Origin of the sequence: Streptomyces sp. NPDC014870 (assembly GCF_043081505.1) — a bacterium.
GTDB lineage: Bacteria > Actinomycetota > Actinomycetes > Streptomycetales > Streptomycetaceae > Streptomyces.
On record NZ_JBIBWQ010000004.1, the window covers coordinates 610,140 to 635,289 of the forward strand.

The 25,150-nt window shown below is 73.0% G+C and carries 27 protein-coding genes and 1 riboswitch; of the genes, 14 read left to right on the forward strand and 13 right to left on the reverse strand.

The window, feature by feature from the left end; genetic code table 11:
* Window positions 1–83: 83 nt before the first annotated feature.
* From ACF09C_RS15265 to ACF09C_RS15280, 4 genes are all read right to left on the reverse strand, one after another.
* The gene (locus ACF09C_RS15265; protein WP_392091932.1) at window positions 84–1,592 is read right to left on the reverse strand and encodes a cobyric acid synthase; all 1,509 of its coding nucleotides are present in this window, start codon (window positions 1,590–1,592) and stop codon (window positions 84–86) included.
* Window positions 1,589–2,596, reverse strand: coding sequence for a cobalamin biosynthesis protein (locus ACF09C_RS15270; RefSeq protein ID WP_392091933.1), 1,008 nt, complete (start codon window positions 2,594–2,596; stop codon window positions 1,589–1,591). Before ACF09C_RS15270 ends, ACF09C_RS15265 begins: the two co-directional genes overlap by 4 nt.
* A 54-nt stretch (window positions 2,597–2,650) precedes the next feature.
* Window positions 2,651–2,733, reverse strand: a riboswitch (cobalamin riboswitch).
* 180 nt (window positions 2,734–2,913) lie between these two features.
* The gene (locus ACF09C_RS15275; RefSeq protein WP_392091934.1) at window positions 2,914–3,135 is read right to left on the reverse strand and encodes a hypothetical protein; all 222 of its coding nucleotides are present in this window, start codon (window positions 3,133–3,135) and stop codon (window positions 2,914–2,916) included.
* Window positions 3,136–3,147: 12 nt separating this feature from the next.
* Window positions 3,148–4,413, reverse strand: a complete 1,266-nt coding sequence (locus tag ACF09C_RS15280; RefSeq protein ID WP_392091935.1) for an anion permease — start codon at window positions 4,411–4,413, stop codon at window positions 3,148–3,150.
* A gap of 386 nt (window positions 4,414–4,799) precedes the next feature.
* On the opposite strand from ACF09C_RS15280, the gene ACF09C_RS15285 reads away from it, so the two are divergent.
* Window positions 4,800–5,927 (forward strand): alpha/beta hydrolase, encoded by a 1,128-nt coding sequence (locus ACF09C_RS15285; RefSeq protein ID WP_392091936.1) that lies wholly within the window; start codon window positions 4,800–4,802, stop codon window positions 5,925–5,927.
* 64 nt (window positions 5,928–5,991) lie between these two features.
* Window positions 5,992–7,407 (forward strand): hypothetical protein, encoded by a 1,416-nt coding sequence (locus ACF09C_RS15290; protein ID WP_392091937.1) that lies wholly within the window; start codon window positions 5,992–5,994, stop codon window positions 7,405–7,407.
* A gap of 19 nt (window positions 7,408–7,426) precedes the next feature.
* Here ACF09C_RS15290 and ACF09C_RS15295 read toward each other — a convergent pair whose 3' ends face one another.
* The gene (locus tag ACF09C_RS15295) at window positions 7,427–7,828 is read right to left on the reverse strand and encodes a VOC family protein (RefSeq protein ID WP_362427828.1); all 402 of its coding nucleotides are present in this window, start codon (window positions 7,826–7,828) and stop codon (window positions 7,427–7,429) included.
* 85 nt (window positions 7,829–7,913) lie between these two features.
* A complete protein-coding gene (locus ACF09C_RS15300; protein ID WP_392091938.1) occupies window positions 7,914–8,804 on the reverse strand; it encodes a neutral zinc metallopeptidase in 891 nt (296 codons plus the stop codon).
* Window positions 8,805–9,081: 277 nt separating this feature from the next.
* Between ACF09C_RS15300 and ACF09C_RS15305 the strand changes: the two genes are divergently transcribed.
* The 3 genes from ACF09C_RS15305 (at window position 9,082) to ACF09C_RS15315 (ending at window position 12,141) form a co-directional block, all read left to right on the forward strand.
* Window positions 9,082–10,680, forward strand: coding sequence for an ABC-F family ATP-binding cassette domain-containing protein (locus tag ACF09C_RS15305; RefSeq protein WP_392091939.1), 1,599 nt, complete (start codon window positions 9,082–9,084; stop codon window positions 10,678–10,680).
* A gap of 322 nt (window positions 10,681–11,002) precedes the next feature.
* Window positions 11,003–11,224, forward strand: a complete 222-nt coding sequence (locus tag ACF09C_RS15310; protein ID WP_006123601.1) for a helix-turn-helix domain-containing protein — start codon at window positions 11,003–11,005, stop codon at window positions 11,222–11,224.
* A 119-nt stretch (window positions 11,225–11,343) separates the two neighbouring features.
* Window positions 11,344–12,141, forward strand: a complete 798-nt coding sequence (locus ACF09C_RS15315; protein WP_392091940.1) for an enoyl-CoA hydratase/isomerase family protein — start codon at window positions 11,344–11,346, stop codon at window positions 12,139–12,141.
* A 24-nt stretch (window positions 12,142–12,165) separates the two neighbouring features.
* Here the strand turns inward: ACF09C_RS15315 and ACF09C_RS15320 are convergent, their stop codons facing one another.
* A complete protein-coding gene (locus ACF09C_RS15320; protein ID WP_392091941.1) occupies window positions 12,166–12,930 on the reverse strand; it encodes a hypothetical protein in 765 nt (254 codons plus the stop codon).
* A 57-nt stretch (window positions 12,931–12,987) separates the two neighbouring features.
* Here ACF09C_RS15320 and ACF09C_RS15325 point away from each other — a divergent pair, with 57 nt between their 5' ends.
* Genes ACF09C_RS15325 through amaP form a run of 5 tightly spaced genes read left to right on the forward strand, consistent with a single transcriptional unit; the run spans window position 12,988 to window position 15,247 of the window.
* Window positions 12,988–13,440, forward strand: coding sequence for an Asp23/Gls24 family envelope stress response protein (locus ACF09C_RS15325; RefSeq protein WP_392091942.1), 453 nt, complete (start codon window positions 12,988–12,990; stop codon window positions 13,438–13,440).
* A 30-nt stretch (window positions 13,441–13,470) separates the two neighbouring features.
* Window positions 13,471–13,662 (forward strand): hypothetical protein, encoded by a 192-nt coding sequence (locus ACF09C_RS15330; RefSeq protein WP_362427810.1) that lies wholly within the window; start codon window positions 13,471–13,473, stop codon window positions 13,660–13,662.
* 6 nt (window positions 13,663–13,668) lie between these two features.
* The gene (locus ACF09C_RS15335) at window positions 13,669–14,046 is read left to right on the forward strand and encodes a hypothetical protein (RefSeq protein ID WP_392091943.1); all 378 of its coding nucleotides are present in this window, start codon (window positions 13,669–13,671) and stop codon (window positions 14,044–14,046) included.
* Window positions 14,043–14,663: a DUF6286 domain-containing protein gene (locus ACF09C_RS15340; protein ID WP_392091944.1), complete on the forward strand. Its 621-nt coding sequence runs from the start codon at window positions 14,043–14,045 to the stop codon at window positions 14,661–14,663. Before ACF09C_RS15335 ends, ACF09C_RS15340 begins: the two co-directional genes overlap by 4 nt.
* Window positions 14,660–15,247, forward strand: a complete 588-nt coding sequence (amaP, locus tag ACF09C_RS15345) for an alkaline shock response membrane anchor protein AmaP (protein WP_392091945.1) — start codon at window positions 14,660–14,662, stop codon at window positions 15,245–15,247. Before ACF09C_RS15340 ends, amaP begins: the two co-directional genes overlap by 4 nt.
* A 16-nt stretch (window positions 15,248–15,263) precedes the next feature.
* Here the strand turns inward: amaP and ACF09C_RS15350 are convergent, their stop codons facing one another.
* From ACF09C_RS15350 to ACF09C_RS15375, 6 genes are all read right to left on the reverse strand, one after another.
* Complete coding sequence (locus ACF09C_RS15350; protein ID WP_392091946.1) at window positions 15,264–16,019, reverse strand: SDR family NAD(P)-dependent oxidoreductase; 756 nt, start codon at window positions 16,017–16,019, stop codon at window positions 15,264–15,266.
* Between the two features lie 4 nt (window positions 16,020–16,023).
* Entirely contained in the window at window positions 16,024–17,808 is a 1,785-nt protein-coding gene (locus tag ACF09C_RS15355; protein WP_392091947.1) for a glycoside hydrolase family 15 protein, read from the reverse strand.
* A gap of 52 nt (window positions 17,809–17,860) precedes the next feature.
* Window positions 17,861–18,661, reverse strand: coding sequence for an SURF1 family protein (locus ACF09C_RS15360; RefSeq protein ID WP_392091948.1), 801 nt, complete (start codon window positions 18,659–18,661; stop codon window positions 17,861–17,863).
* A 49-nt stretch (window positions 18,662–18,710) separates the two neighbouring features.
* Window positions 18,711–18,944 (reverse strand): hypothetical protein, encoded by a 234-nt coding sequence (locus ACF09C_RS15365; RefSeq protein WP_362427789.1) that lies wholly within the window; start codon window positions 18,942–18,944, stop codon window positions 18,711–18,713.
* 54 nt (window positions 18,945–18,998) lie between these two features.
* Window positions 18,999–19,973, reverse strand: coding sequence for a DEDDh family exonuclease (locus ACF09C_RS15370; RefSeq protein ID WP_392091949.1), 975 nt, complete (start codon window positions 19,971–19,973; stop codon window positions 18,999–19,001).
* A 65-nt stretch (window positions 19,974–20,038) separates the two neighbouring features.
* On the reverse strand, window positions 20,039–20,695 hold the full coding sequence (locus tag ACF09C_RS15375) for a TetR/AcrR family transcriptional regulator (RefSeq protein WP_392091950.1): 657 nt from the start codon (window positions 20,693–20,695) through the stop codon (window positions 20,039–20,041).
* A gap of 178 nt (window positions 20,696–20,873) precedes the next feature.
* Here ACF09C_RS15375 and ACF09C_RS15380 point away from each other — a divergent pair, with 178 nt between their 5' ends.
* From ACF09C_RS15380 to ACF09C_RS15395, 4 genes are read left to right on the forward strand one after another with little or no spacing between them, the layout of a single operon-like run.
* Window positions 20,874–21,671, forward strand: a complete 798-nt coding sequence (locus ACF09C_RS15380; RefSeq protein WP_392091951.1) for an acetoacetate decarboxylase family protein — start codon at window positions 20,874–20,876, stop codon at window positions 21,669–21,671.
* Window positions 21,671–22,555: an SDR family NAD(P)-dependent oxidoreductase gene (locus ACF09C_RS15385; protein ID WP_392091952.1), complete on the forward strand. Its 885-nt coding sequence runs from the start codon at window positions 21,671–21,673 to the stop codon at window positions 22,553–22,555. Before ACF09C_RS15380 ends, ACF09C_RS15385 begins: the two co-directional genes overlap by 1 nt.
* A gap of 51 nt (window positions 22,556–22,606) precedes the next feature.
* Window positions 22,607–23,887 (forward strand): amidohydrolase family protein, encoded by a 1,281-nt coding sequence (locus ACF09C_RS15390; protein ID WP_362427774.1) that lies wholly within the window; start codon window positions 22,607–22,609, stop codon window positions 23,885–23,887.
* Entirely contained in the window at window positions 23,887–25,128 is a 1,242-nt protein-coding gene (locus ACF09C_RS15395; RefSeq protein WP_392091953.1) for an amidohydrolase family protein, read from the forward strand. The genes ACF09C_RS15390 and ACF09C_RS15395 overlap by 1 nt, the downstream gene beginning before the upstream one ends.
* Window positions 25,129–25,150 lie beyond the last annotated feature (22 nt).

The following is a 25,150-nucleotide window of genomic DNA, read 5'->3' on the forward strand; positions in this document are numbered from 1 at the left end:
GTGGTGCGGGTGGGAAACCAAGCCCGGCCGGAGGCCGGGCGTACTCCCACCGGGCCGTGCCCGGCTCCGTACCCGCCGCCCACTCACGGCGCCCCCGGTGGCACGAACGGCAGCCCCGCCGGGGCCCCGTGCTCGATCAGCCGCAGCAGCGCGTCCGTGTCCGCGTGCTCCTCGATCAGGTCGCCGAGCCGGTCCAACTGCTCCTCGCGGAGCGCCCCGAACGACGTGTCCGGCGCCGGTACGAAGCGCCGCCCGGCCGCCGCCGCGACCTCGCGCAGGAACGCCCGGCGGAAGCCGTCACTCTCCAGCGAGCCGTGCCAGTGGGTGCCCCAGACCGCGCCGACCCGGCACCCGTCCAGGAACGGATCCCCGCCGAGGACCTCGGCCACGCCGTGGTGGATCTCGTACCCCTCGACCCGCTCGCCGAGCGCCTCGCCGACCGGCCGCGCGAGGGTCTTCTCCGCCGCGAACCGGACGCGCACGGGCAGCAGTCCGAGCCCGTCGACCGTGCCGGCCTTCGACTCGACCTCGTCCTCGATCCGCTCCCCGAGCACCTGGAAGCCGCCGCAGACGCCCAGCACGGGACGGCCTTCCGCCGCGCGCCGGGCCAGCGCGTCCGCGAGCCCGCGCTCGCGCAGCCACGCCAGGGCCTTCACCGTGCCCCGGGTGCCGGGCACGACCACCAGGTCCGCGTCGACCAGCTCCTCGGCCCGGTCCACGAACCGCACCACCACGCCCGGTTCGGCCGCCAGCGCGTCCACGTCCGTGAAGTTCGACATCAGCGGCACCGCGCACACGGCGACCCGCAGCACGTCCGCGCCGACCGGCGGCGCCACGACCGACTCGCGGACGGCGCCGCGCAGCGAGACCCGGAGCCCGTCCTCCTCGTCGATGCCGAGCCCGTGCGCGTACGGCAGCACCCCGTACGTCCGCCGCCCGGTCAGCCCGAGCAGCATGTCGAGCCCCGGCTCCAACAGGGTCACGTCACCGCGGAACTTGTTGACGAGATAGCCCGCGACCAGCTCCTGGTCCTCGGGCGCGAGCAGCGCCGTCGTACCGAAGAACTGGGCGAACACCCCGCCCCTGTCGATGTCCCCGACCACGAGTACCGGCAGCCGCGCGGCCCGCGCGATGCCCATGTTCACGATGTCCGTCCGCCGCAGGTTGATCTCGGCCGGACTGCCCGCCCCCTCGCAGATCACGGCGTCATACGTGCCCCGCAGCTCCTCAAGGCACGCCAGGACCGGCTCGAAGAGCTGCCTCTGCCGCCCCCCGTGGTAGCCCCTGGCGCTCAGCTCCCCCACGGGCTTTCCCATGAGCACGACCTGGCTGGAGCGGTCGCTGCCCGGCTTCAGCAGGACCGGGTTCATCAGCGCGGTCGGTTCGACGCGCGCCGCCTGCGCCTGCATCGCCTGGGCGCGGCCGATCTCCGCGCCCTCGCGGGTCACGAAGGAGTTCAGCGACATGTTCTGGCCCTTGAACGGGGCGACCTTCACGCCCTGCCGGACCAGCCAGCGGCAGATGCCCGCCGTGACGACGCTCTTGCCCGCGTCGGACGTGGTCCCGGCGACCAGCAGCCCCCCGCCCCTCATGCCTGCCTCCGCTTCACCGCGCGTGTCCGCGCCGTAGGTGTCCTCACCGCACGCGCCTTCAGCGCGCCCGCCGCGATCCGTCCGCCCACGCAGACGGCCAGCGTCAGCGCCGTCACCCGGCGCGAGAGCCGGACCGCCCGCTCGATGTCCGCGACCTCCACGGCCCGGCCCTCCCCGTTCAGTACGGGCCGGTGCTCGATCCGGCCGCCGTACGACAGCGTCCCGCCGAGCCGTACCCCGAGCGCCCCCGCGAACGAGGCCTCCACCGGGCCCGCGTTGGGGCTCGGATGCTTCTCCGCGTCCGCCTTCCAGGCGCGCACCGCCCCGCGCGGATCGGATCCGGCCAGTGCCGTGAGGGCGGCGGTCAGCCGGGCGCCCGGCCAGCCGGCCACGTCGTCGAGCCGGGCCGAGGCCCAGCCGAAGCGCCGGTACCGCGCCGACCTGTGGCCCACCATCGCGTCCAGGGTGTTCACCGCCCGGAAGCCGACAAGGCCCGGCACGCCCGCGACCGCGCCCCAGACCAGGGCGCCCACGACGGCGTCGGAGGTGTTCTCGGCGACCGACTCCACGACCGCGCGGGCCATCGCCGGACCGTCCAGGGCCTGCGGATCGCGCCCCACCAGATGCGGCATCCGCTCCCGGGCCACCTCCAGGTCGCCGGCCGCGAGGGCTCCGCCGATCGCGCGGGCCTCCCGGCCCAGGGTCGTCCCGCCGACCACGGCCCAGACGGCGGCGGCGGTCAGCGCGGCGGAGGCCAGGGGACGGTCGCGTACGGTACGGGCGGCCAGCGCGGCGGCGCCCGCGGCGCCCGTGACGCAGACGGCGGTGTGCAGCGCGCCCCACCCGCGGTGGTCGCGCCAGAGCAGCTTCTCGACGGCCCCCGCGGCGCGCCCGAACGCGGCGACCGGATGGCCGCGGCGGGGGTCGCCGACGATCAGATCGGCGGCCAGACCGGCGGCCGCGCCGTATACGAAAACACCAGTGGCAGCAGTGCGGCCGGGCATGGCGCTGTGTCCTCACTCAGGGTCCGCGCCCTGGCTCGACGTGACCGGCGGCGAGAGTTCCTGGCTCCCGGGTGCCGACTCCTCGACTCCCCGGTCACAGTGGCGGGACCGCGCCGGATTCGCACCGGGCTTCCTCTGCTTGCCGCCGTAATGGCCCCGGAAGTCCACCACGTGTGCGAACACCCGTCAACTCGCGCTTGACCTGCGGCGAGACAGTGTGCGGAGCACCACACGGGCCCCGTGCGGACCAGGGAAACGCGGCCGGGCGGGCCGCACCTGAAGGTGCGACCCGCCCGGCCGGTGGAGCGGGACCGTCGTCAGACGACGATCAGGTAGATGCCGTACGTGACGGCCGCGGCGCAGAGCGCGAAGCAGGCGTACGCGCCGGTGCGCGCCAGGGTGGCGGAGCCTCCCTGGGCGGCGGCCTCCTCCTGCTTGGAGAGGCCGACGATGCCGAGGGTGAAGAGGCCCACGAGGGCGACGGTCGCCACGAGGCTGACTCCGAAGACGGAGCCGAGAGCTGCCCAGTCGATCTTCATGTCTCTGTTTCCTTACACCGCGGCCGGGGCGGCGGGGGCTGCCGGGTCCGTGGGAGCCGGCGAGGGGATGGTGGTCTTGAGGTCCTCGTCCGCGACGGCGGCGATGGAGCCGGCCGGGGCCGGCGGGGTGACGGCCGCGATGGCGGTGGTCACGACGCCCGCGGGCTCGCCGTCGATCTCGTCGGCCGTGACGTTGTGGTGGTCGACCGGCTTGCGGCGGGACAGCGTCCAGATGACGGCCGAGCCGGCGACGAGGAGGACCGCGACGGCGGCGATGCCCCAGTCGCCCTGCTTGGTGAGGAACTCGGCGCCGGCGCCGACCAGGCCCGCTGCGGGCAGGGTCAGACCCCAGGCGACGAACATCCGGGTGGCGGTCGACCAGCGGACGACACCGCCCTTGCGGCCGAGGCCCGCGCCCATGACGGCGCCGGAGCAGGACTGGGTCGTGGAGAGCGAGAAGCCCAGGTGCGAGGAGGCCAGGATGACCGTGGCGGCGCTGGTCTGGGCGGCGAAGCCCTGCTGCGGCTGAAGGTCGGTGAGGCCCTTGCCCATGGTGCGGATGATGCGCCAGCCGCCGAGGTAGGTGCCGAGCGCGATCGCGACACCGGCGGAGACGATGACCCACATCGGGGGGTTGGCGCCGGGGGCGAGCACGCCGCCGGTCACCAGCGCGAGGGTGATGACACCCATCGTCTTCTGGGCGTCGTTGGTGCCGTGCGCGAGCGAGACAAGACCGGCGGACGCGATCTGACCGGCGCGGTAGCCCTTGGCCTTGGCCTTGGTCTCCTTCTTGGCGCCGATCTTGTACGTCAGCTTGGTGGCCGCCATCGCGGCGAGTCCGGCGACGAGCGGCGCGGCGATCGCCGGGATCAGGACCTTGCTGACCACGGTCGAGCCGTTGACGGCGGACCAGCCGGCCGACATCACGGCCGCGCCGATGAGTCCGCCGAAGAGGGCGTGGGAGGAGCTGGACGGCAGACCCAGGAGCCAGGTCAGCAGATTCCAGAGGATGGCGCCGACGAGCGCCGCGAAGATCACTTCGGTACGAATGCCCTGTTCGTTGATGATCCCGCCGGAGATCGTCTTGGCGACCTCGACGGACAGGAACGCGCCGACCAGGTTGAGCACGGCGGACATCGCCACCGCGGTCTTGGGCTTCAGCGCACCGGTCGAGATGGTCGTCGCCATCGCGTTGGCGGTGTCGTGGAAACCGTTCGTGAAATCGAACACGAGAGCTGTCACGACCACAATCGCGAGCAGCAGCGTGATGTGTTCCATTTACCCAGGCAATCGTTTGACGTCAGTGGCTGGACGAACGTAGGCAACCTGAGTGAACGGAAGATGAACTGGGTCAGGCGTTGTGGTGTCCCAAATCGATGTCTGGGCATTCCGCTTGAGTCGGACGAGGGTCTCCCGTGAACACCCTGTCCACGATGTGGGCACGTGCGACCCCGGGTAATCCCCGCCGTCACGGGGCCCGGGGGAGGACGTCCGCTTTCTCCCGGCTCGCCCGTGTCAGTCCGTGGACGGATCGGCCCCGCCGCCGACCGCCCCGTCAGCCCACCGGGGGACCCCGGAACGAGACCCATGTCACTCTCCCGGGGGCTGCCACCGGACGGGTTCGTCCGGTGGCAGAGCCCGCCCGACCTGTCGACACTGGGACCGTGCGCCCGGCTACAGCGACGGCAGCGGCCGTCACCACTCTGCTCGGTGCCGGCGTGGCCGCGGTCGCGGCCGGCCGGTACGCCGGTGACGTCGCCCTCAGGGCGACGTCCGGACGGCCCCTGCCCGGCGACCCCCGGCTGACCGTGCACGCCACGGGCCCCGGCCAGGTCACCCTCACCCGCAGCCTCGCCTCCCTGCGCCCCGGCACGTACGGGATCGAGGGCCCCGGCGTCCACGCGGTCGTCGGCCCGGTCCTCGACCGCGTGCCGCACACCGCGGACACCGTCGTCCGCCGCCTGGAACGCGTCGAGCACGGCGACCTGGGGCCCGGCGCCCGGGTCCGCCTCACGCCCGAGCTGCACAGCGGCACCCCGGAGACCGCCCTCGGCGTGTCCCAGGAGGACGTCGAGATCCCCGGCGAGCTCGGCTCCCTGCCCGCCTGGCTCGTCCCCGGGCCGCGCTCCACCTGGGTCATCGCCCTGCACGGGATCGGCACCACCCGTCGGCACCCGCTGAACCTCGTCCCCTTCCTCTCCCGCCGCCAGATCCCCGTGCTCTGCCTCTCCTACCGGGGGGACGAGGGCGCGCCGCAGTCCCCGGACGGCCTCGGCCACCTCGGCGACTCCGAGTGGCGCGACGTCGACGCGGCCGTCCGCTACGCCGTCCGCCGGGGCGCCGAGCACGTGGTGCTGCTCGGCTGGGGCCCGGGCGCCTCGATGGCCCTGCACGCCGCCGCCGAATCCGGCGTACGGGAGAAGATCCGCGGCCTCGTCCTGGACTCCCCGGTCCTCGACCGGGAGGCCACCCTGCGCAACCTCGCCGCCGCCCGGGGCGTCCCCGGACCGCTCCTCCCGCTCGCCGTGCGCGCCGCGACGGGCCGGGGCTGGCCGCACGGCGACCGGCTCCCGGAGGTCGCCGACCCGGCGGCGCTGCGCGTACCGACGCTGATCCTGCACGGCCCCGACGACACGATCGCCCCCTGGGAGCCCTCCCTCGAACTGGCTGCCAGGCGACCGGAACTGGTCACCCTCCACACGGTCAGGAACGCCCCGCACGCCGCGATGTGGAACGCCGACCCGGTCCGCTACGAGGAGGCCCTGCGCCGCTTCCTCACCCCCCTTCTCTAGGGCTTCTCGACGGCGCTGCGGATTCCGATTGGGCTTTCCGGCCGTCAACGGGAAGACTGCCCCCGTGACGTCTCGAAAGCCCGATGAGCATTTGGCGCGCAACTCCAGACTCCGACTTGTCCGTCCGCGGGCACTCGCCACCGCCCGGCGGGCCGTGACGAACCGGCGCACCCGCCCGGCCCCGCGCCCGCCGGAGGGCACTCCGCCCCGCGCGGAACTGGCCCGCCAGGCCCGGACCGTCCTCGCCGACGCCGTGCGGATCGCCCGCTGGGCGGCCCTCGACGCCGAGCCGAGGACCGCCGCCGAGCCCCGCCGGCGGACCTTCCTCGACCAGGAACGGGCCGCCGCCGCACTGGACCTGACACCCGGCCAGATCCGGGCCGGCTGGGACCGGGCCCGGCTCGCCGGACTCGTGGAACTCCACGGCGGCACCGCCCGCCCCGGCTGGCGGCTGCATGCCTGGGACCGCGACGACTCCGCCGTGCTGCGCGGCTGGGTCGCACTCTTCGACGCCTGGTCCCTGGTCCACCCCGCCCCCGACGGCGTCGCCCCCGGCGCCGTCGCCGAGGTCGTCGAGGCCGTTCCCCAGGTGCTCTCCCTCCTCCAGCTCTCCGCCGGACCCGTGGTGGTCCCGGCCCTGCTCGACCTGCTCGGGCAGCGCGTCGACGAACTGCGCGAGGAGCGCTGCGAGGTCCCCGTCGAGGGCGCCACCGACGGCACCGCCACCGCGACCCCGGCCGGGCCCGACGGGCGTGCCGCGCTGCTCGACTGGGCCCTGGAAGGGCTCGCCGACGTCGGCGCCCTGACCCTCGGTGAGGGCCCCGACGGCCGCCAGGCCACCCTGACCCCGCTCGGCAACTGGGCGGTCTGGGTCAAGCTGGAGCAGATCTGCGTCGCCGCCCAGAGCCCCGCCGGCAACATCGAGCAGTCCGCCGAGGACATGCTCCGCGGCTGCGCCGGTCTCACCCCCGGCCCCGCCCGCGACGAGTACCGCGCCTGGCTCGCCGCCCGCACGCTCTCCAGCGCGGTCGCCGAGCTGATCGCCGTCGCCCGCGGCGAGGACGCCCTGCTGCGCGGCCTCGCCTTCGAGGCGCTCCGGGTCGTCGGGGCCCCCGCCGAGGCGGAGGTCCGCGCCGCGGCCGAGGAGATCTCGCTGCGGCCCTACGCCCTGCTCTGGCTCGCCGAGTACGAGGGTGCCGATCCCGACGACGCCCCCGAGGTCCTCACCCGCGAGGAGGCCACCTGGCTCTGGGTGGACACCGCGGCTGCCGTCGCCGACCACGGCGAGAGCACGCTCCTCGTCCGCCACCTGGAGTCGGCCGTCCAGGGCACCGTCCCGGCGCTCCTCGACGAGGTCCGTGCCGTCGGCCACCCCCGGACGGTCCAGGTCCTGGTCGCCCTCGCCGCCGCCCACCCCGACCCCGCCCTCGCCAAGGCGGTCCGCAGGGCGGCGTTCCAGGTGCACACCGGGGGAGCCTGACCGACGGGACACCTTCCGCTCAGCCGGTGGCCCCCGGCAGATAGGTGCCGAAGCTCCAGACGTTCCCCTCGCCGTCGCGGGCGATGTAGTCCCGCGAGCCGTACTCCTGGTCCGTCGGTGGCATCACGATCTCGACGCCGTGGGCCACCGCCCGCGCGTGGTGTTCGTCCACGTCGTCCACGTGGACGTACACCCCGGTGGGGCCCGACCCCTCGACCAGCTTGTCGAACTCGGTCCCCGTGCCCTTGCTGCCGAGCATCACCATGCCGTTGCCGAACGACAGCTCGGCGTGCATGACCTTGCCGTCCTCGCCCTCGTACACCGCGGTGCGGGTGAAGCCGAACGCCTCCGTGAGCTGTCTGATCGCCGTGTGCGCGTCGTGGTAGGTCAGGGTCGGACAGATATGGGGTGCCTCAGCCATCCCGATCACTCCTTCTCGTGGCGGAATGTGACCTGGGTCTCAGTCTGGCATCCGCCGCTGACACCGGCACCGACATCGGGGCGGCTCAGCGGAAGGTGTTGCACTGCGCCATGTCCCCGGTCCGGTAGCCCGTGTAGAACCACTGCTGGCGCTGCGCCGCCGAGCCGTGCGTCCAGTTCTCCGGCGTCACCCGGCCCTGGAACTTCTCCTGGATCCGGTCGTCGCCCACCGCGGCCGCCGCGTCCAGGCCGTCCCGGATGTCCTCGTCCGTGAGCCGGTTCAGCAGCGGGCGAGCGGTCCTGTCGTCGGGTGTGGTCGTCGCGTGGCGCGCCCAGACGCCCGCGTAGCAGTCCGCCTGCAGCTCGACCCGTACGGCGTTGGAGTTCGCGCCCGTGCGTCCGTCCTGGGCGCGGGCCAGGGTGCCCATGAGGTTCTGGACGTGGTGGCCGTACTCGTGCGCCACCACGTAGGCCTGCGCGAAGGGCCCGCCGGTGGATCCGAACGTGGTCCGCAGCTCGTTGAAGAAGCCGAGGTCCAGATAGACCTGGCGGTCCCCGGGGCAGTAGAACGGCCCCACCGCCGAGGTCGCGGAACCGCAGGCCGTGGGGACCCGGTTGGCGAACATGACGGTCCGCGCGTCCCCGTACCGGCCGCCGCGCCGCGCGTACTCCGCCCGCCAGAAGTCCTGCACGCTGTTGACGACCGCCACGATCCGGCAGTCGTCGCGGGCGTTCGCGTCCGCGCCGGTCCGGCAGGTCCGCTCGACCTGGGCCAGCGAGGACGAGGTCGCCGCCGGCTCGGGATCGCCGGAGGAGAGCCCCAGCTGCTCGGGCCCCACCCCGAAGAACAGCCCCAGGATCAGTGCGATGAACCCGACGATGCCGCCGCCGACGGTCGCCTTCCCGCCCGGGACGCGGCTGCCGCGGACGTCCTTGACCTCGGAGGTGTCCAGGTTGGCGTCGTCGTCGAACTGCATGGGCCACACCCTCTGCCGTCGTGCCGCGGCAGCGGCCGCCGCCCTGCGGCCGAGTATCGGCGAATCCCCAAGCCCCCGCCCCTTTTGTCGTGCATGGGCGGTAACGGTGGGTTGGCCGACGAAAGGGGCAGGTGGCGGTAGGGGCCCTGACCGTGCCCGAAAAGCAGTTGCATGCGCCCGTTAGACTGGCCGTATGGCCATTCTCCGCGCGCATGACTAGCGGCGTCGAATCCGCTCCCCACCCCTTCCGCCGACCCGTCCGCCCTGGAGTCTGTCCGTGATCACCGCTTCCGGCATCGAGCTGCGCGCCGGCGCCCGCGTCCTCATCGAGTCCGCTTCCTTCCGTATCGCCAAGGGCGACCGCATCGGCCTCGTCGGCCGCAACGGAGCCGGCAAGACCACCCTCACCAAGTGCCTCGCGGGCGAGGGGCAGCCGGCCGGCGGCACCATCGCCCGCTCCGGCGAGGTCGGCTACCTCCCGCAGGACCCGCGCACCGGTGACCTCGACGTCCTGGCCCGCGACCGCATCCTCTCCGCCCGTGGCCTCGACGTCCTCATCAGGAAGATGCGGATGAACGAGGAGCGCATCGCCAACGGCTCCGGCGCCACGCGCGACAAGGCGATGAAGCAGTACGAGCGCCAGGAGACCGAGTTCCTCACCAAGGGCGGGTACGCCGCCGAGGCCGAGGCCTCCACCATCGCCGCCGCCCTCGGCCTGCCCGACCGTGTCCTCGGCCAGCCGCTGCACACGCTCTCGGGCGGTCAGCGCCGCCGCGTGGAGCTGGCCCGGATCCTCTTCTCCGACGCCGACACCCTGCTCCTCGACGAGCCCACCAACCACCTCGACGCCGACTCCATCGTCTGGCTGCGCGACTACCTCAAGACCTACCGCGGCGGCTTCATCGTCATCTCCCACGACGTCGACCTCGTCGAGACCGTCGTGAACAAGGTCTTCTACCTGGACGCCAACCGCTCGACGATCGACGTCTACAACATGGGCTGGAAGCTCTACCAGCAGCAGCGCGAGGCCGACGAGAAGCGCCGCAAGCGCGAACGCCAGAACGCCGAGAAGAAGGCCGCCGCCCTCAACTCGCAGGCCGACAAGATGCGCGCCAAGGCCACCAAGACCGTCGCCGCGCAGAACATGGCCAAGCGCGCCGAGCGGCTGCTCTCGGGCCTGGAGGCGGTCCGGGTCAACGACAAGGTCGCCAAGCTCCGCTTCCCCGAGCCCGCGCCCTGCGGCAAGACCCCGCTGACGGCGGAGGGCCTGTCCAAGTCGTACGGCTCGCTCGAGATCTTCACCGATGTGAACCTCGCGATCGACAAGGGCTCGCGCGTCGTCATCCTCGGCCTCAACGGCGCGGGCAAGACGACGCTGCTGCGTCTGCTCGCCGGGGCCGAGAAGGCCGACACCGGCGAGGTGACCCCCGGCCACGGCCTCAAGCTCGGCTACTACGCCCAGGAGCACGAGACGCTCGACCCGGACCGCACGGTCCTGGAGAACATGCGGTCGTCCGCGCCCGACCTCGACCTCGTCGAGGTGCGCAAGACGCTCGGCTCCTTCCTCTTCTCCGGCGACGACGTCGACAAGCCGGCCGGGGTGCTCTCCGGCGGCGAGAAGACCCGGCTCGCCCTGGCCACCCTGGTCGTCTCCTCGGCGAACGTGCTGCTCCTGGACGAGCCCACCAACAACCTCGACCCGGCCAGCCGCGAGGAGATCCTCGGCGCGCTGCGCACCTACAAGGGCGCCGTCGTCCTCGTCACGCACGACGAGGGCGCGGTGGACGCGCTGGAGCCGGAGCGGATCATCCTGCTCCCGGACGGCGTCGAGGACCTGTGGGGCCCGGACTACAAGGACCTGGTGGCGCTTGCCTGATCATCTCGGTATGGATCATTCGGCTCATGGGTGATCCATCATCTGAGTGAGGGCGTCTCATCCCCCCGGCGCGGCTCTCTGCGGAATCCTTCCGTCAGGGCCGCGCCGTCCTTTTTCGCCCCTTGCGGCGCTGACCTGGCACTTCCCGCCCGTATGTGTCCCGGAGCCTGGATCACCACGATCGGAATCATAGATTCCGCTCGTGGTGACGCGCTGTCGTCGCGCAAACCTGCTGCCACTGACCTTGTCGAATGGGTGGCCAGGACGTCCGGGAGGGGTGATCATGAGAAGTCCAGAGCGCACTTCCCATGAGGAGGCACGGGTGGCCGAGACTCTGAAGAAGGGCAGCCGGGTGACCGGCGCCGCGCGCGACAAGCTCGCGGCAGACCTGAAGAAAAAGTACGACTCCGGTGCGAGCATCCGGGCGCTGGCCGAGGAAACCGGCCGCTCCTACGGATTCGTCCACCGGATGCTCAGCGAATCCGGAGTCACGCTGCGTGGACGCGGCGGAGCGACACGGGGCAAGAAGGCCGCCTCGGCCTGACTGGGCGCGGTTCGTCGGGTCCATCGGTTCTCGCGGTGGCCACCCGGTCGCCCGCTCGGTCGACCGGGTGGTTACTGTGCAGTCACTTAGCAGTGCTGCACCGGAACCGGAGGCGCCCCATGACTTCGCTCGACTCTGTGCTCGTGTTCGACAAGGACGGTGTACGGCTCACCGTCGAGGACGCCGTTGCCACGGTGACGCTGACCAATCCGGCGAAGCGCAACGCCCAGTCTCCCGCTCTGTGGCGGGCGTTGACAGAGGCCGGCCGGTCACTGCCGGGCAGCGTGCGGGTCGTCGTACTGCGCGGCGAGGGCAAGTCCTTCTCCGCCGGGCTCGACCGGCAGGCGTTCACGCCCGAGGGCTTCGACGGAGAGCCGTCCTTCCTGGACCTGGCACGGGGTTCGGACGAGGACCTGGACGCGGTCATCGCCGAGTACCAGGAGGCGTTCACCTGGTGGCGCCGTAGCGACATCGTGTCGATCGCGGCCGTCCAGGGGCACGCCATCGGTGCCGGATTCCAGCTCGCCCTCGGCTGCGACCTGCGGGTCGTCGCCGACGACGTGCAGTTCGCCATGCGCGAGACCAGCCTGGGACTCGTCCCCGACCTCACCGGCACGCACCCGCTCGTGGCGCTTGTCGGCTACGCCCGTGCGCTGGAGATCTGCGCCACGGGCCGCTTCGTCCACGCGCAGGAGGCCGAGCGCATCGGCCTCGCCAACATCGCCGTGCCCACCGACGAACTCGACGGTGCGGTACGGGACTTGACCGCCGCGCTGCTCTCCGCCCCGCGCGACGCGGTGATCGAGACCAAGGCGCTGCTCCAGGGCGCCGCCGGCCGCTCGTACGAGGACCAGCGCGTCGCCGAGCGCGCCGCCCAGGCCCGCCGACTGCGCGACCTGGCGGGTCTCGGCGACTGACGTGCCATGCCCCCGCGGTGGGGCTCAGCGCACGTCCGCGACCAGCACCGTGACCGCCGTCGCCCCGGGGGCCGCTCCGGCCGCCCGGGTCCGGGCGGCGCGGGCCACGTCCAGGGCACGGTGCCCCGCGGCGACGGCCAGCTCCACGCGCAGCGCGCCCGGGGAGCGGTGGACCGGCGCGCCCAGGACGGACGTGAGGCCCGCCACCCCGGGCACCCCGAGCACGGCGACCGCCACGGGGTCCTCGGCGGCGCTTCCCTCGACGGTGCCTGCTTCGGCGGTGAGGTCCTCGGCGTCGTCGTCCTCGGCCTTCGGGGGCGGGATTCGCCCGGGTGGGGGAGTGGCGGTCGCCGAATCAGGCCCGTCCTCCACGAGGCCGGTCACGCGCAGGTCCACGGCCTCCACCAGCAGGCCCAGATCCCGCTCCGCCGCCGCGAACAGTGCCGCGCGCACGTCCTCGGCCAGCTCCGGCAGCGGCCGCTCCCCGATCCGCCGCGCCCGGGCCGTGAACTCCCCGGTGATCCGCAGCATTCCGGGCGGCAGCCCGCCGGGCGGTACGGGGAGCGGCGCCACGGCGACAGCCGCGCCCGCCCCCGCCACCCCGAGCCCCACTCGCAGCGGCCCCGGCACCACACCCGGTACCGCCCCCGCCGCCCGCAGCAGGACCGTCCGGGCCGCGCGCTCCGCCAGCCACGCGCCGTCCGCGGCCTCCCCGAGCGGCAGCAGCCGCCCCGGCCCGAGCCGCTCACGTACCGTTCCCGCCCATCCCGCCCCAGGTGTCGTCGTCATCGCCCCAGCCTAATGTGGGCAAAGGTAGGCATATCCCCACTGAAGGGATGAACGGTGATGAATGACCCCGCACACCCCAAGGAACCGTCCGTCATCAAGCGGGGCGGCGGCAATCCTGCCACCCGCGGCCGGACCACCATCGCCGACGGAGTCGTCGAGAAGATCGCCGGTCTCGCGGCCCGCGAGGTCGTCGGCGTCCACGCCATGGGCAGCGGCCTCTCCCGCACCCTCGGCGCCGTACGCGACCGGGTGCCCGGTGGCGGCGGCACCAAGTCGGGCGTCACCCGAGGCGTGAAGGCCGAGGTCGGCGAGGTGCAGACCGCGCTCGACCTGGAGATCGTCGTCGACTACGGCGTGTCCATCGGCGATGTCGCCGGGGCCGTGCGCGAGAACGTCATCGCCGCCGTCGAGCGGATGACCGGCCTCGAGGTCGTCGAGGTCAACATCGCCGTGAGCGACGTGAAACTGCCGGACGAAGAGGACGAGGTGCCGGAGTCACGGCTCCAGTAGTCGCTGGCTGCGCGGCGGAAAGGGCTCAGCATGAGCATGGCGGTGGTCGGCCTGGTGGCCGGAATGGCCCTCGGATTCGCCGGATACTTCGGCGGATTCGGGGCGTTCGTGCTGGTCGCGGCCTTGGGCGCGGTCGGCTTCGTCGTCGGGCGGTTCGTGGAGGGCGACCTCGAACCCGGCGACTTCTTCCGGGGTCGCGAGCGCGGCGACCGGCGGCGGTGACCGGGGGTGACAGTCGACGGGGCGGTCGACCGGGCCGCCGAGCGGGTGGGCGCGGCCGGCCGCGGCGCGACCACGATCGCCGACCGGGTCGTCGCGAAGATCGCCGCCCGGGCCGCGAGGGAGGCGCTCGACGCGGTGCCCCCGGGCGGCTCGGCCCCGCACGCCTCGGTCGTCGTGCTCCGTGACACGGCGCGGGTCTCGGTCACCCTGGACCTGGCCTACCCCTCCGACCTCGGCCGGCAGTGCGGCGCGGTGCGCGGCCGGGTGATGAGCCGGGTACGGGAGCTGGCGGGCATGGAGGTTCCCGAGGTGACCGTGCACGTCGAGCGGCTGCACTCCCCGCGCACGGCGCGCGAGTCGGACGGGCGGAGGCAGCTGCGATGACCACGGACACCGAGCCCGGCACCGGAGCCGAGGACGAACCCGTACCCGTCCTGCAGGACCCGCCCGCCGCACGCCGCTTCTGGGCGGTGCGGCGCGTCCCCGCGGCCCTCGTCGCCCTCGTCCTCCTGGCCGGCACCGGCCTGCTGCTCTACGACGTGGCCGCCGTTCGGGCCGACCGCACCGCCATGGCCTGGCGCAAGGAGCTCGCCGACGACCTGGCGACCCGGCCGCTCGACAACACCTGGGTGCTGGCCGGCGCGGCCCTCGCCGTGGCGCTCGGGCTCTGGCTGCTGATCCTGGCCGCCACCCCCGGGCTGCGCTCCGTCCTGCCGATGCGCCGGGACCACACCGACGTACGCGCCGGACTCGACCGCGAGGCCGCCGCGCTGACGCTGAGGGACCGGGCGATGGAGGTGTCGGGCGTGCAGTCGGTGCGGGTACGGATGGGGCGCAAGAAGGTGACGCTCCGGGCGGTCTCCCACTTCCGTGAACTCGACGCGGTCCGCGCCGACCTGGAGAGCGTCCTCGCCACCGGCATCGACGACCTCGGCCTCTCCCGGCCACCCGCGCCGACCGTCCGGGTGGCCCGTCCGCCGAAGAAGGGGGGCAGACGATGACCGTCGTCCTGCGCCGGGTCAACCGTGTCCTCCTCGGCCTGATCGGGCTGGTGCTCGTCGCCGTCGGCGGGGCGGTCCTCGCCGCCGGGCTCGATCTGCCCGTGCCCTCCTGGTGGCCCTGGTCGGGCCCCTCCGACGTCCTGCTGAGCCGCGCGGACCGGCTGCGGTGGCGCGACGAGGGCTGGTGGTGGCCGGTGGTGATCGCCGTCCTCGGCGTGCTGGTCCTGCTGTTCCTGTGGTGGCTGCTCGCCCAGTTCCGGCGCGCCCGCCTCACCGAGATCCTCATCGACACGGGCGACGGGGAGGGCGCGACGGTACGGGGCCGGACCCTGGAGGCCGTCCTGGAGGCGGACGCGACGGCCCAGGACGGCGTGGCCCGGGCCAGGGTCGCCCTGACCGGCCGCCGCACAGCCCCGCGCACGCGTGTCCGGCTGCTCCTGGAGCCGTACGCCTCCCCGGGCGCCGCCCTCACCTCGCTGAGCACCGAGGCCCTGGCCAACGCCCGCACCTCGGCGGGCCTGACCGCGCTTCCGACGGAGGCCCGCCTCCGCGCGGTCAAGCACCGGGCCCGCCGGGTGACGTGAGGCCGCGAGCCTTCCGTCAGAAGCCGTGCCGCGCGCCGCCGTCCACCGACACCATCACGCCCGTCACGTACGAGGCCGCCGGCGACAGCAGGAACGCCGCCGTGCGGCCGTACTCCTCGGGGGTGCCGTAGCGCCGCAGCGGGATGCGGGACTCGTTCGCCGTCCGGGACGCGTCCGCGTCGCCCGACAGGGCGTCAAGCTGCCGCACCCGGTCGGTGTCGATCCGGCCCGGCAGCACGCCGACGACCCGGATGCCCCGCGGGCCCAGGTCGCCCGCGAGGGACTTGGCGAAACCGGCGAGGCCCGGGCGCAGCCCGTTGGAGATCGTCAGGCCCGGGATCGGCTCGTGGACCGAGCCCGACAGGACGAAGCCGATGACCCCGCCCTCGGACAGCGCCTCCGCCGCCGCCCTGGCCATCCGTACCGCCCCGAGGAAGACGCTGTCGAAGGCGGCCGCCCACTGCTCGTCGGTGTTGTCCGCGGCGAAGCCGGGGGCCGGGCCGCCCACGCTCACCAGGATGCCGTCGAAGCGCCCGAAGCGGGACCGCGCCTCCGCGATCAGCCGGGCGGGCGCCTCCGGGTCCGCGTTGTCGGCGGCGAGCCCCGCCGCGTCCGGGCCCAGCTCCGCGACCGCCTCGGCGACCGTCTTCTCCTCGCGCCCGGTGACCAGCACCTTCGCACCCTCGGCGAGCAGCGCCTCGGCCGAGGCACGGCCGAGCCCCCGGGTCCCGCCGGTCACCACGTACACACGGTCCTTCAGTCCAAGATCCATGGCCCTATCCTGCCGGGTCCTCCTCGGCCAGCGCGAGAGCGGTCCCGACCAGACCGATGTGGCTGAACGCCTGCGGGAAGTTGCCCAGCTGACGCCGCGCCACCGGGTCGTACTCCTCCGCCAGCAGCCCGACGTCGTTACGGAGCTGAAGGAGCCGCTCGAACAACTCCCGGGCCTCGGCCTCCCGGCCGGTCATCCGCAGCGCGTCCGCCATCCAGAAGGAGCAGACGAGAAACGTTCCCTCGCCGCCGGGCAGGCCGTCGACCGAACCGCCCTCGGTGCTGTAGCGGCGGACGAAACCGCCGTGCGTCAGCTCCGCCCGCACCGCGTCGACCGTCCCCACCACCCGGGGGTCGTCCGGCGGCAGGAACCCGACCCGGGGGATCAGCAGTGTCGCCGCGTCCAGCTCCCGCGAGCCGTAGGACTGGGTGAAGGTGTTGCGCACGGGGTCGTACCCCTTGGCGCACACCTCCGCGTGGATCTCGTCCCGCATCGCCCGCCAGCGCGCCGGATCGCCGCGCAGCGAGGGGTCGGCCTCCAGCGTGCGCACCGCCCGGTCGGCGGCCACCCAGGCCATCACCTTGGAGTGCACGAAGTGGCGGCGCGCCCCGCGCACCTCCCAGAGACCCTCGTCCGGATCCCGCCAGGTCGACTCCAGGAAGCCGAGCAGGCTCAGCTGGAGGTTCCAGGCATGGTCCCCGGGCGGGATCCCGGCCTGCCGGGCCATGTGCAGCGAGTCCATGACCTCGCCGTACACATCGAGCTGGAACTGGTCCACCGCCGCGTTCCCGACCCGGACCGGCGCCGATTCGGCGTAGCCGCGCAGCCAGGACAGCTCCATCTCCGGCAGCCGCCGCTCGCCGGCCGGCCCGTACATGATCTGGAGATCGGCCGGGTCGCCCGCCACCGCCCGCAGCAGCCAGTCGCGCCAGGCCGCCGCCTCGTCGACGTATCCGGCCGAGAGGAGCGCGCCGAGCGTGAGCGTCGAGTCGCGCAGCCAGCAGGAGCGGTAGTCCCAGTTCCGTACGCCGCCCAGCTCCTCCGGCAGCGAGGTGGTCGCGGCGGCCATGATGCCGCCGGTCGGCGCGTAGGTGAGCGCCTTGAGGGTCAGCAGGGAGCGCAGCACCGCCTGTCGGTAGGGGCCCTCGTACGCGCAGCGCGCCGCCCAGTCCCGCCAGTCCGTCAGACACTCGTCGAGGGCGCCGAACGGGTCGATCAGGTCGGGACGCGGTTCGTGCGAGGGGTGCCAGGTGAGCACGAACGCGACCTTCTGGCCGGCGTCGACGGTGAAGGAGGAGCAGGTGGAGAACTGCTGCCCCCAGGTCTTCACCGGCGGCTCGCTGCGCAGCCAGACCGAGTCAGGACCGGCGACGGCCACCCGGTGGCCGTCGCTGCGCCGCACCCACGGCACGATGGAGCCGTAGTCGAAGCGGAGCCTGAGCACCCCGCTCATCTCGACGCTGCCCCTGACGCCCTCCACGATCCGCATCACATCGGGGTACGCGTCGCGCTGCGGCATGAAGTCGACGACCTTCACGGTGCCGGTGCGGGTCTCCCAGTACGTCTCCAGGACCAGCGAGTCACCCGCGTAGCCCCGGGTGGTGCAGGTCGTGGCGCCGGTGGGGGCGATCCGCCAGTGGCCGTTCTCCTGGTCGCCGAGGATCGCGGCGAAGCAGGCGGCCGAGTCGAAGCGCGGCAGACACAGCCAGTCGATCGACCCGTCGCGTCCGACGAGCGCCGCGGTCTGGAGATCGCCGATGAGGGCGTAGTCGTCGATACGTTGCGTCACGCTTTGGCGTGTTCCCGCGCGGGACGACGGTCAATCAGAGGGGCGCTGTGGCCTACACCGCTGCAGGCTCGGGTTCGGGAGCCCCCGCGCCGCCGTCCGTACGGGCCGCGGCCTCCTGATCGTGCTTCTCGCGGCGCACCAGGATCACCCAGCCGACGGGCACACCGGCTGTGAAGAGCCACCACTGAACGGCGTACGCCATGTGCGCGCCGATCGAGTCGTGGTCCGGCTCGGGGACCAGCTCGGGGGAGCCGCCGGGCGCTTCGGGAGCGGTCTGCTCGACGTATCCGCCGAGCACGGTGAGGCCGGACAGCTCCGCCTGCTGGGCGCTGTCGATCAGCATCACCTGGCGGTCCGGAAGGCCGCGCAGGTCCTTGATGCCGCTGGCGCCGGTCGTCTCGTCGGCCTTGAGCCGGCCGGTCACGGTCACCTCGCCCCTGGGCGCGGGCGGCACCTCGGGGTAGGCCTTCTGGTCCGTGGCGGCGGGGACCCAGCCGCGGTTGACGACGACGGCCCGGCCGTCCTTCAGGAGCAGCGGGGTGAGCACCATGTGGCCCTGCTGGTCGTCGGCGTTCGTGCGGCGGCGGACGACGACCTCGTGCGCGGGGTCGAAGGTGCCGGTGGCCGTGACCGTACGCCAGTAGTCGGCGCGCGGGACCGTGTGGCCCGGGGAGGTCAGCTTCTCGACGGCGACGGGCTCCGCCTGGAGGTTGTCCGCGATCAGGGCGTTCTGGGCGACCCGGCGCTCGTGCCGGTGGAACTGCCAGAAGCCCAGCTCGATCATCGTCGGGACGAGGACGAGGGCGACGAGGGTGAGGATCACCCACTGCCGGGACAACAGGAAGCGGTACACCCCATGACCGTACAACTGTGGTCATGGGGTGCACGCACGGGGGTTGTGGTCAGACCCTGTCGACGATCCCCACCTTTCCTTCCGCGCGGGCGCAGTGCGCCCCGCAGTACCAGTTCCCTTCGACCTCGACGCCCTGGCCGATGATCGGGACCCGGCAGTGCTCACAGATGGGCGCCATGCGGTGAATGGCGCAGGAGAAGCAGTCGAAGACGTGCACCGCGCCCTGCGCGTGCACCTCGAAGGACATGCCGTAATCGTTTCCGCAGACCTCGCAACGTGCCATGCGCCACAGGGTGCGGCCCGCGGCGGACGAGCCGCGGGCGGCACGCCCGGCGCGTCACCCGTCTGCCGGGGCCACGTCCCGCAGCAGCTGGGTGAAGGCGGCCTCGTCGACGATCGGGGTGCCGAAGGACTTCGCCTTCACCGTCTTGGAGGTGGCCGAGTCCGGATCGTTCGTCACCAGCAGGCTCGTCAGCCGGGAGACGCTGGTGGCGACATGGAGACCCGCCTCGACCGCGCGGTCCTCCAGGAGCTCGCGGTCGATGGACGTGTCGCCCGAGAACGCCACCCGCATGCCCTGCTTGAGTGGTTTGTCCGCTTCGTAGCGTCCGGGGTTCGGGTACGGGCAGGGCGGGCGCTTGCGCGTGGGGCGCCAGCTGTTCCCGGCGTACGAGGCCTGGTGGCCGATCCGGGCCGGGGCGGGCGTGGAGACCCACTCGGTCAGCGGCCGGCACTCCAGGAGCGGGAGCCGGACGTTCCGCTCGGCCGCCGTGTGCAGGCTCGGCCGGAACGCCTCGGCGAGCACCCGCGCGTCGTCCAGCGCGTTGTGCGCGCGCTGCTGGACCACGCCGAAGTGCGCGGCCAGCGACTCCAGCTTGTGGTTGGGCAGCGGGAGCGACAGCTCCTTGGCCAGCGCGATGGTGCACAGCCGCTGCCGCACGGGCGCGGTGCGGTCGGCCCGCGCGTACTCGCGGGCGATCATCGACCAGTCGAAGAGCGCGTTGTGCGCCACCAGGACCCGGCCGTCGAGCCGCGCGGAGAACTCCGCGGCGATCTCGGGAAAGAGCGGCGCGCCCTCCAGCAGGTCCCGGGTGAGCCCGTGGATCCACACCGGGCCGGGGTCGCGCTCCGGGTTGACCAGCGTGTACCAGTGGTCCTCGACGTTCCCCTGGGCGTCCAGGCGGTAGACGGCAGCCGACACTATCCGGTCGTCGCGGGCGAGTCCGGTGGTCTCCACGTCGACGACCGCGTACCCCTGTGGGTAGGCGGTCGGCCACGCTGCTGCTGTCGTACGGTCGTCGAGCATGGTCACTGAGAATACGGGCCCCCACCGACACCCCCGTCCCCCGGTGCCCCGGTCACCCCTCGCGGTCGCCGTCAGGTTGACGCCCGGAGGCTCTCGGGACCGGCGCCGCGGGCGGCCAACAGGCCCTCCACCAGGGCCCGTACGGAGGTGGTGAAGAGGCGCTCGGTGTCGATCGGGCGGGCCAGCGCGCGGGCGAGGGCGGGGTCGTCCGGGTCGCTCGTCGCGCCCTCCCAGAGTTCCTCCTCGGCGGGGGACTGGACCGGGGCCCGCTCGCGGTTGCGCTCCACCAGGACGTAGCCGACGACCTGGACCTGGACCGCCCGGACCACCTCCGCCGCCCGCGCGCCGCGCAGCCCGGCCGCGTGCACCTCGTGGGCCAGCGCGCGCTGGGCGGGCAGGAACATCCGCTCCGTCAGGCCGCGTTCGTGGACCATCGCCACCAGGTGCGGCCGGTCCCGCAGCTCGCGGCGGAGCGCGCGGGCCACCGAGACGATCCGCTCGACGGGGGTGCGGCCGCGCGCGCCGATCGCCGAGAGATCGGCGACCGTCCGCTCGACCAGCGCGTCGAGGAGCGACTCGCGGTTGCCGACGTGCCAGTAGATCGAGGTCACCGCCGTGCCCAGCTCGGCCGCGAGCTTGCGCATGGTGAGGGCGTCCGGGCCGTGCTGCTTCACCAGCGCCGCGGCGGCCGTCAGGACCTCCTCGCGGGTGAGTGCGCTGCGCGCCATGCGTTCCCCCGTTCCTCCGCCGTTGCTTCCGTCCGCTTCGTCCGTGCGCTTCGTTCGTGCGCCTCTTCCGTCCGCTTCTTCCGTGTGCACGGCTCTTTACCCTTCATCGCCGCCGGTGTAACTGTGTTACAGGCCGACGGTCCCTGAAGTCCCTGAAGTCCTTGAAGGGCGGTACGTCATGGCACGAGTACGGTACGGGGCGCGCACCGACGCCGAGATCTCGGCGGCCCGCGCCAAGAGCAGCAAGCTTCCCGACATCTGGTCCACCGGAGTGGTCGCCGTCTGGGAGACCGATCCGGACGTGGTCGCGGCGGTCCTGCCGCCGCCGCTCAAACCCACCGAGCGGCCCCTGGTACGGGCCAACATCTCCCAGGTCGACCTGCCCGGCTACCCCCTCGGCGCCGGCTCGGTCGCGGTGGCCGCCGCCCACGGCGACCAGGAGGGCTGGTACCCGCTGGTCATGCCGATGACCCTGGAGCGGGCCCTCATCGGCGGCCGCGAGGTCTTCGGCGAGCCGAAGAAGCTCGGCCAGGTCGTCGTCGAACGCGACGGACTCGTCGTCCGCGCCGCCCTCGGCCGGCACGGCATCGACTTCGTCGAGGTGCGCGGCGCGGTCTCCGGACCGCTTCCGCTCCCCGAGCCGACCGAGAAGACCGACTTCTACTTCAAGTTCCTGCCGGGCGTGGACGGCACGGGGTTCGACGCCGACCCCGTCCTCGTCCACTGCCTGCGCAACGAGAAGATCCGCAGGCTGGAGCGGATCACCGGCGACATCGTGCTCCGCGAGTCGATGTACGACCCGGTCGCCGACCTCCCCGTCCGCCGGGTCGTCGAGATCACCATCGGCGAGAAGACCACCGACCAGAAGGGCCGGGTGGCGGAACGGGTGAGCGCCCAGGCGCTCCTGCCGTACATCCACCAGCGCTACGACGACCCGCAGCAGATCCTCGACGGCCCGCCGGAAGGGAGCGTGTGATGGAGCTGCGCCAGGGGCAGGTCGCGGTCGTCACCGGCGCGGCGAGCGGCATCGGACTCGCGATGGCCCGCCGCTTCGCCGCCGAGGGGCTCGCCGTCGTCCTCGGCGACGTGGAGGAGGCCGCGCTCGCCAAGGCCGCCGAGGAACTCGTCGAGGGCGGGGCACAGGTCCTCGCCCGCACCGTCGACGTCAGCGACGCCGCGTCCGTACGCGCCCTCGCCGACGCGGCGTACGACGCCTTCGGCGCCGTGCACGTCCTCTGCAACAACGCGGGCGTCGGTTCGGGCGCCGAGGGCCGGATGTGGGAGCACGAGCCCAACGACTGGAAATGGGCCTTCTCCGTCAACGTCTGGGGCGTCTTCCACGGCATCCAGGCCTTCGTCCCGCGCATGATCGCCGGCGGCGAGCCCGGACACGTCGTCAACACCTCCTCCGGCGACGGCGGCATCGCCCCGCTGCCCACCGCCTCCGTCTACGCCGTCACCAAGGCGGCCGTCGTCACCATGACCGAGTCGCTCTACGCCCACCTGCGGGCCGAGCACGCGCGCGTGGGGGCGTCCGTGCTCTTCCCCGGCCCGCACATGCTGCGCACCGGGCTGTGGGAGTCGCACCGCAACCGGCCCGAGCGGTACGCCAAGGAGCGGCCGCGCAAGAGCCCGTACCGCAGCCTCGACCAGTGGGAGGCGGCGATGAAGGAGGCCGGACACGAGGTCGCCTTCACACCCGTCGAAGAGGTCGCGGAGCACGTCGTCGACGGCATCCGGTCCGACCGGTTCTGGATGCTGCCGGCGAGCGAGCACAGCGACCGGCAGATCCGGGCGCGTTCGCAGTCGATGCTCGACCGCGCCAACCCGTCCTACCTGGAGAGCTTCATCCTCGACTGACTCGACCGACTCGTCCGACACGTCTGACACGTCTTCTGAGGGGCTTGGACCATGAGCTATGAGGACCCGTATCTGATCATCTCCTCCGACTGTCACGCCGGACTGCCCACCGAGCGCTACCGGCCCTATCTCGACCCCCGGTTCCACCGCGACTTCGACGAGTTCCTCGCCGGGCGCGAGGCCCGCCGTGAAGCCATGACCCGGCTCGGGGTACGCAACGAGGACTTCGCGAACAAGTGGTTCAGCGACAACGAGGAAGGGCTGCGGGGCGGCTGGGACGCCGCCCAGCGGCTCAAGGAGCTCGACGGCGACGGGGTGGCGGCCGAGGTCGTCTTCCCCGACGCGGACGCCGTCGACAGTCAGACCGCCGCGCCCTTCGGGGTCGGCCTCGGGCTCTCCGGCGACCAGGACCCGGACCTCGGCATGGCGGGCGCGCAGGCGCACAACCGCTGGCTCGCCGAGTTCGTCGGACAGAACCCCGAACGGCACTGCGGGGTGGCGCTGCTGCCGATCACCGCCGAGCCGTCGAAGGTCGTCGCCGAGATCCACCGGGCCAAGGAGTCAGGCCTCGGGGCGCTGATGATCCCGTCCATGTGGGTGGACAAGGAGCCCTACCACGACCGGCGTTACGACCCGGTCTGGGCTGCGGCCGCCGAGACCGGGATGCCGCTCGTCACCCACTCCGGCGCCGCGCCGCGCGAGGAGTACGGCGACCACCTCGGCATCTACGTCAGCGAGGTCACCTGGTGGCCGGCCAGGCCGCTGTGGTTCCTGCTCTGGTCCGGCGTCTTCGAGCGGCACCCGGGACTGAGGTTCGGCGTCGCCGAGTCCGGCTGCTGGTGGCTGCCGAACCTGCTCTGGTTCATGGACCGGCTCTACCTCGGCGCCCACGGCGGCAAGAAGCTCTCCCCGTTCGCGGAGCTGAAGCGGCCGCCGAGCGAGTACCTGGACCGCCAGGTCTTCGTCTGCGCCACCAACACCAAGCGGCGCGAGCTGGCGCAGCGGTACGAGATCGGCGTGGACAACATCCTGTGGGGCTCGGACTTCCCGCACCCCGAAGGGACCTGGCCCAACACGCGCGCGTGGCTGCGGAACACCTTCCACGACATCCCCGTGGAGGAGACCCGGCGGATGCTGGGCCTCGCGGCGGCCGAGGTCTTCGGCTTCGACACCGAGGCGCTCGCCCCGCTCGCCCGCCGTATCGGCCCGACCCCCGCCGAACTCGGCCAGTCGCCCGACCAGACGGCGGTCGAAGCCTCCTGGGCGCGCTCGCGCGAGGTCGGCCGCCACTGGCTGACGGACCACGACTTCCCGGTGCTGGGGGTGAACTGATGGACCGTACGGACCACATGGACCGCTACACGGTCGTCTCCGCGGACTGCCACGCGGGCGCCGACCTCCTGGACTACAGGCCGTACCTGGAGAAGAAGCACCACGACGCCTTCGACGCCTGGGCGGCCGGCTACGTCAACCCGTACGAGGACCTGCTCGCCGACACCGCCGACCGCAACTGGAACTCCGCCCGCCGGCTGCGCGAGCTTGAGGAGGACGGCATCGTCGCCGAGGTCGTCTTCCCCAACACCATCCCGCCGTTCTTCCCCTCGGCCTCGCTGATGGCGCCCGCGCCGACGCGCGAGGAGTTCGAGCAGCGCTGGGCGGGGCTGCGCGCGCACAACCGCTGGCTCGCCGACTTCTGCGCGGACGCGCCGGGCCGCCGCGCGGGCGTCGCGCAGATCCTGCTCAACGACGTCGACGAGGCGGTACGGGAGATCCGCCGCACCAAGGAGGTCGGCCTCACCGGCGGCATCCTCCTGCCGGGCGCCCCGCCGGGCAGCGGGATCCCGGAGCTGTACTCGCAGACGTACGACCCGATCTGGGCGGTCTGCGCCGAGCTGGACGTCCCGGTCAACCACCACGGCGGCTCCGCCTCGCCGCCGCTCGGCGACGAACCGGCGGCGCGCGCGGTGTTCATGGTGGAGACGACCTGGTTCTCCCACCGGGCGCTCTGGCACCTGGTGTTCGGCGGCGCGTTCCGCCGCCACCCGTCGTTGAAGCTGGTGCTGACGGAGCAGGGTTCGGGCTGGATCCCGGGCGTCCTGGAGATGCTGGACTACTACCACGGCCGGCTGGTCGCGGCGTCCGCCAGGGCAGCCACGGCGGAGTCGAAGTTCGGCGCGGGTCTGGCGGAGTCGATGGGCCGCGGCCCGACCGAGGTCTGGCGCGACAACTGCTTCGTCGGGGCGAGCTTCATGCGCCCGCACGAGGTGCCGCTGCGCGACCGGATCGGCCTCGACAAGATCATGTGGGGCAGCGACTACCCGCACGACGAGGGCACGACGCCGTACTCCCGCGAAGGCCTCCGCATCGCCTACGCGGGACTGCCGCGGGAGGAGGTCGCGGCGATGGTCGGCGGCAACGCGGCCCGCGTCTACGGCTTCGACCTGCCGTTCCTCGACTCACTTGCGGCCGTGCACGGCCCGACCGTCGAGGAGATCGCGGAGCCCCTGAAGGAGGTCCCCGCGGGTGCGACGAGCCCCGCCTTCGCCCCGGGCGGGTCGGTCCGGGTCTGGTGACGGCCGGGGTGAGACCCTCCCC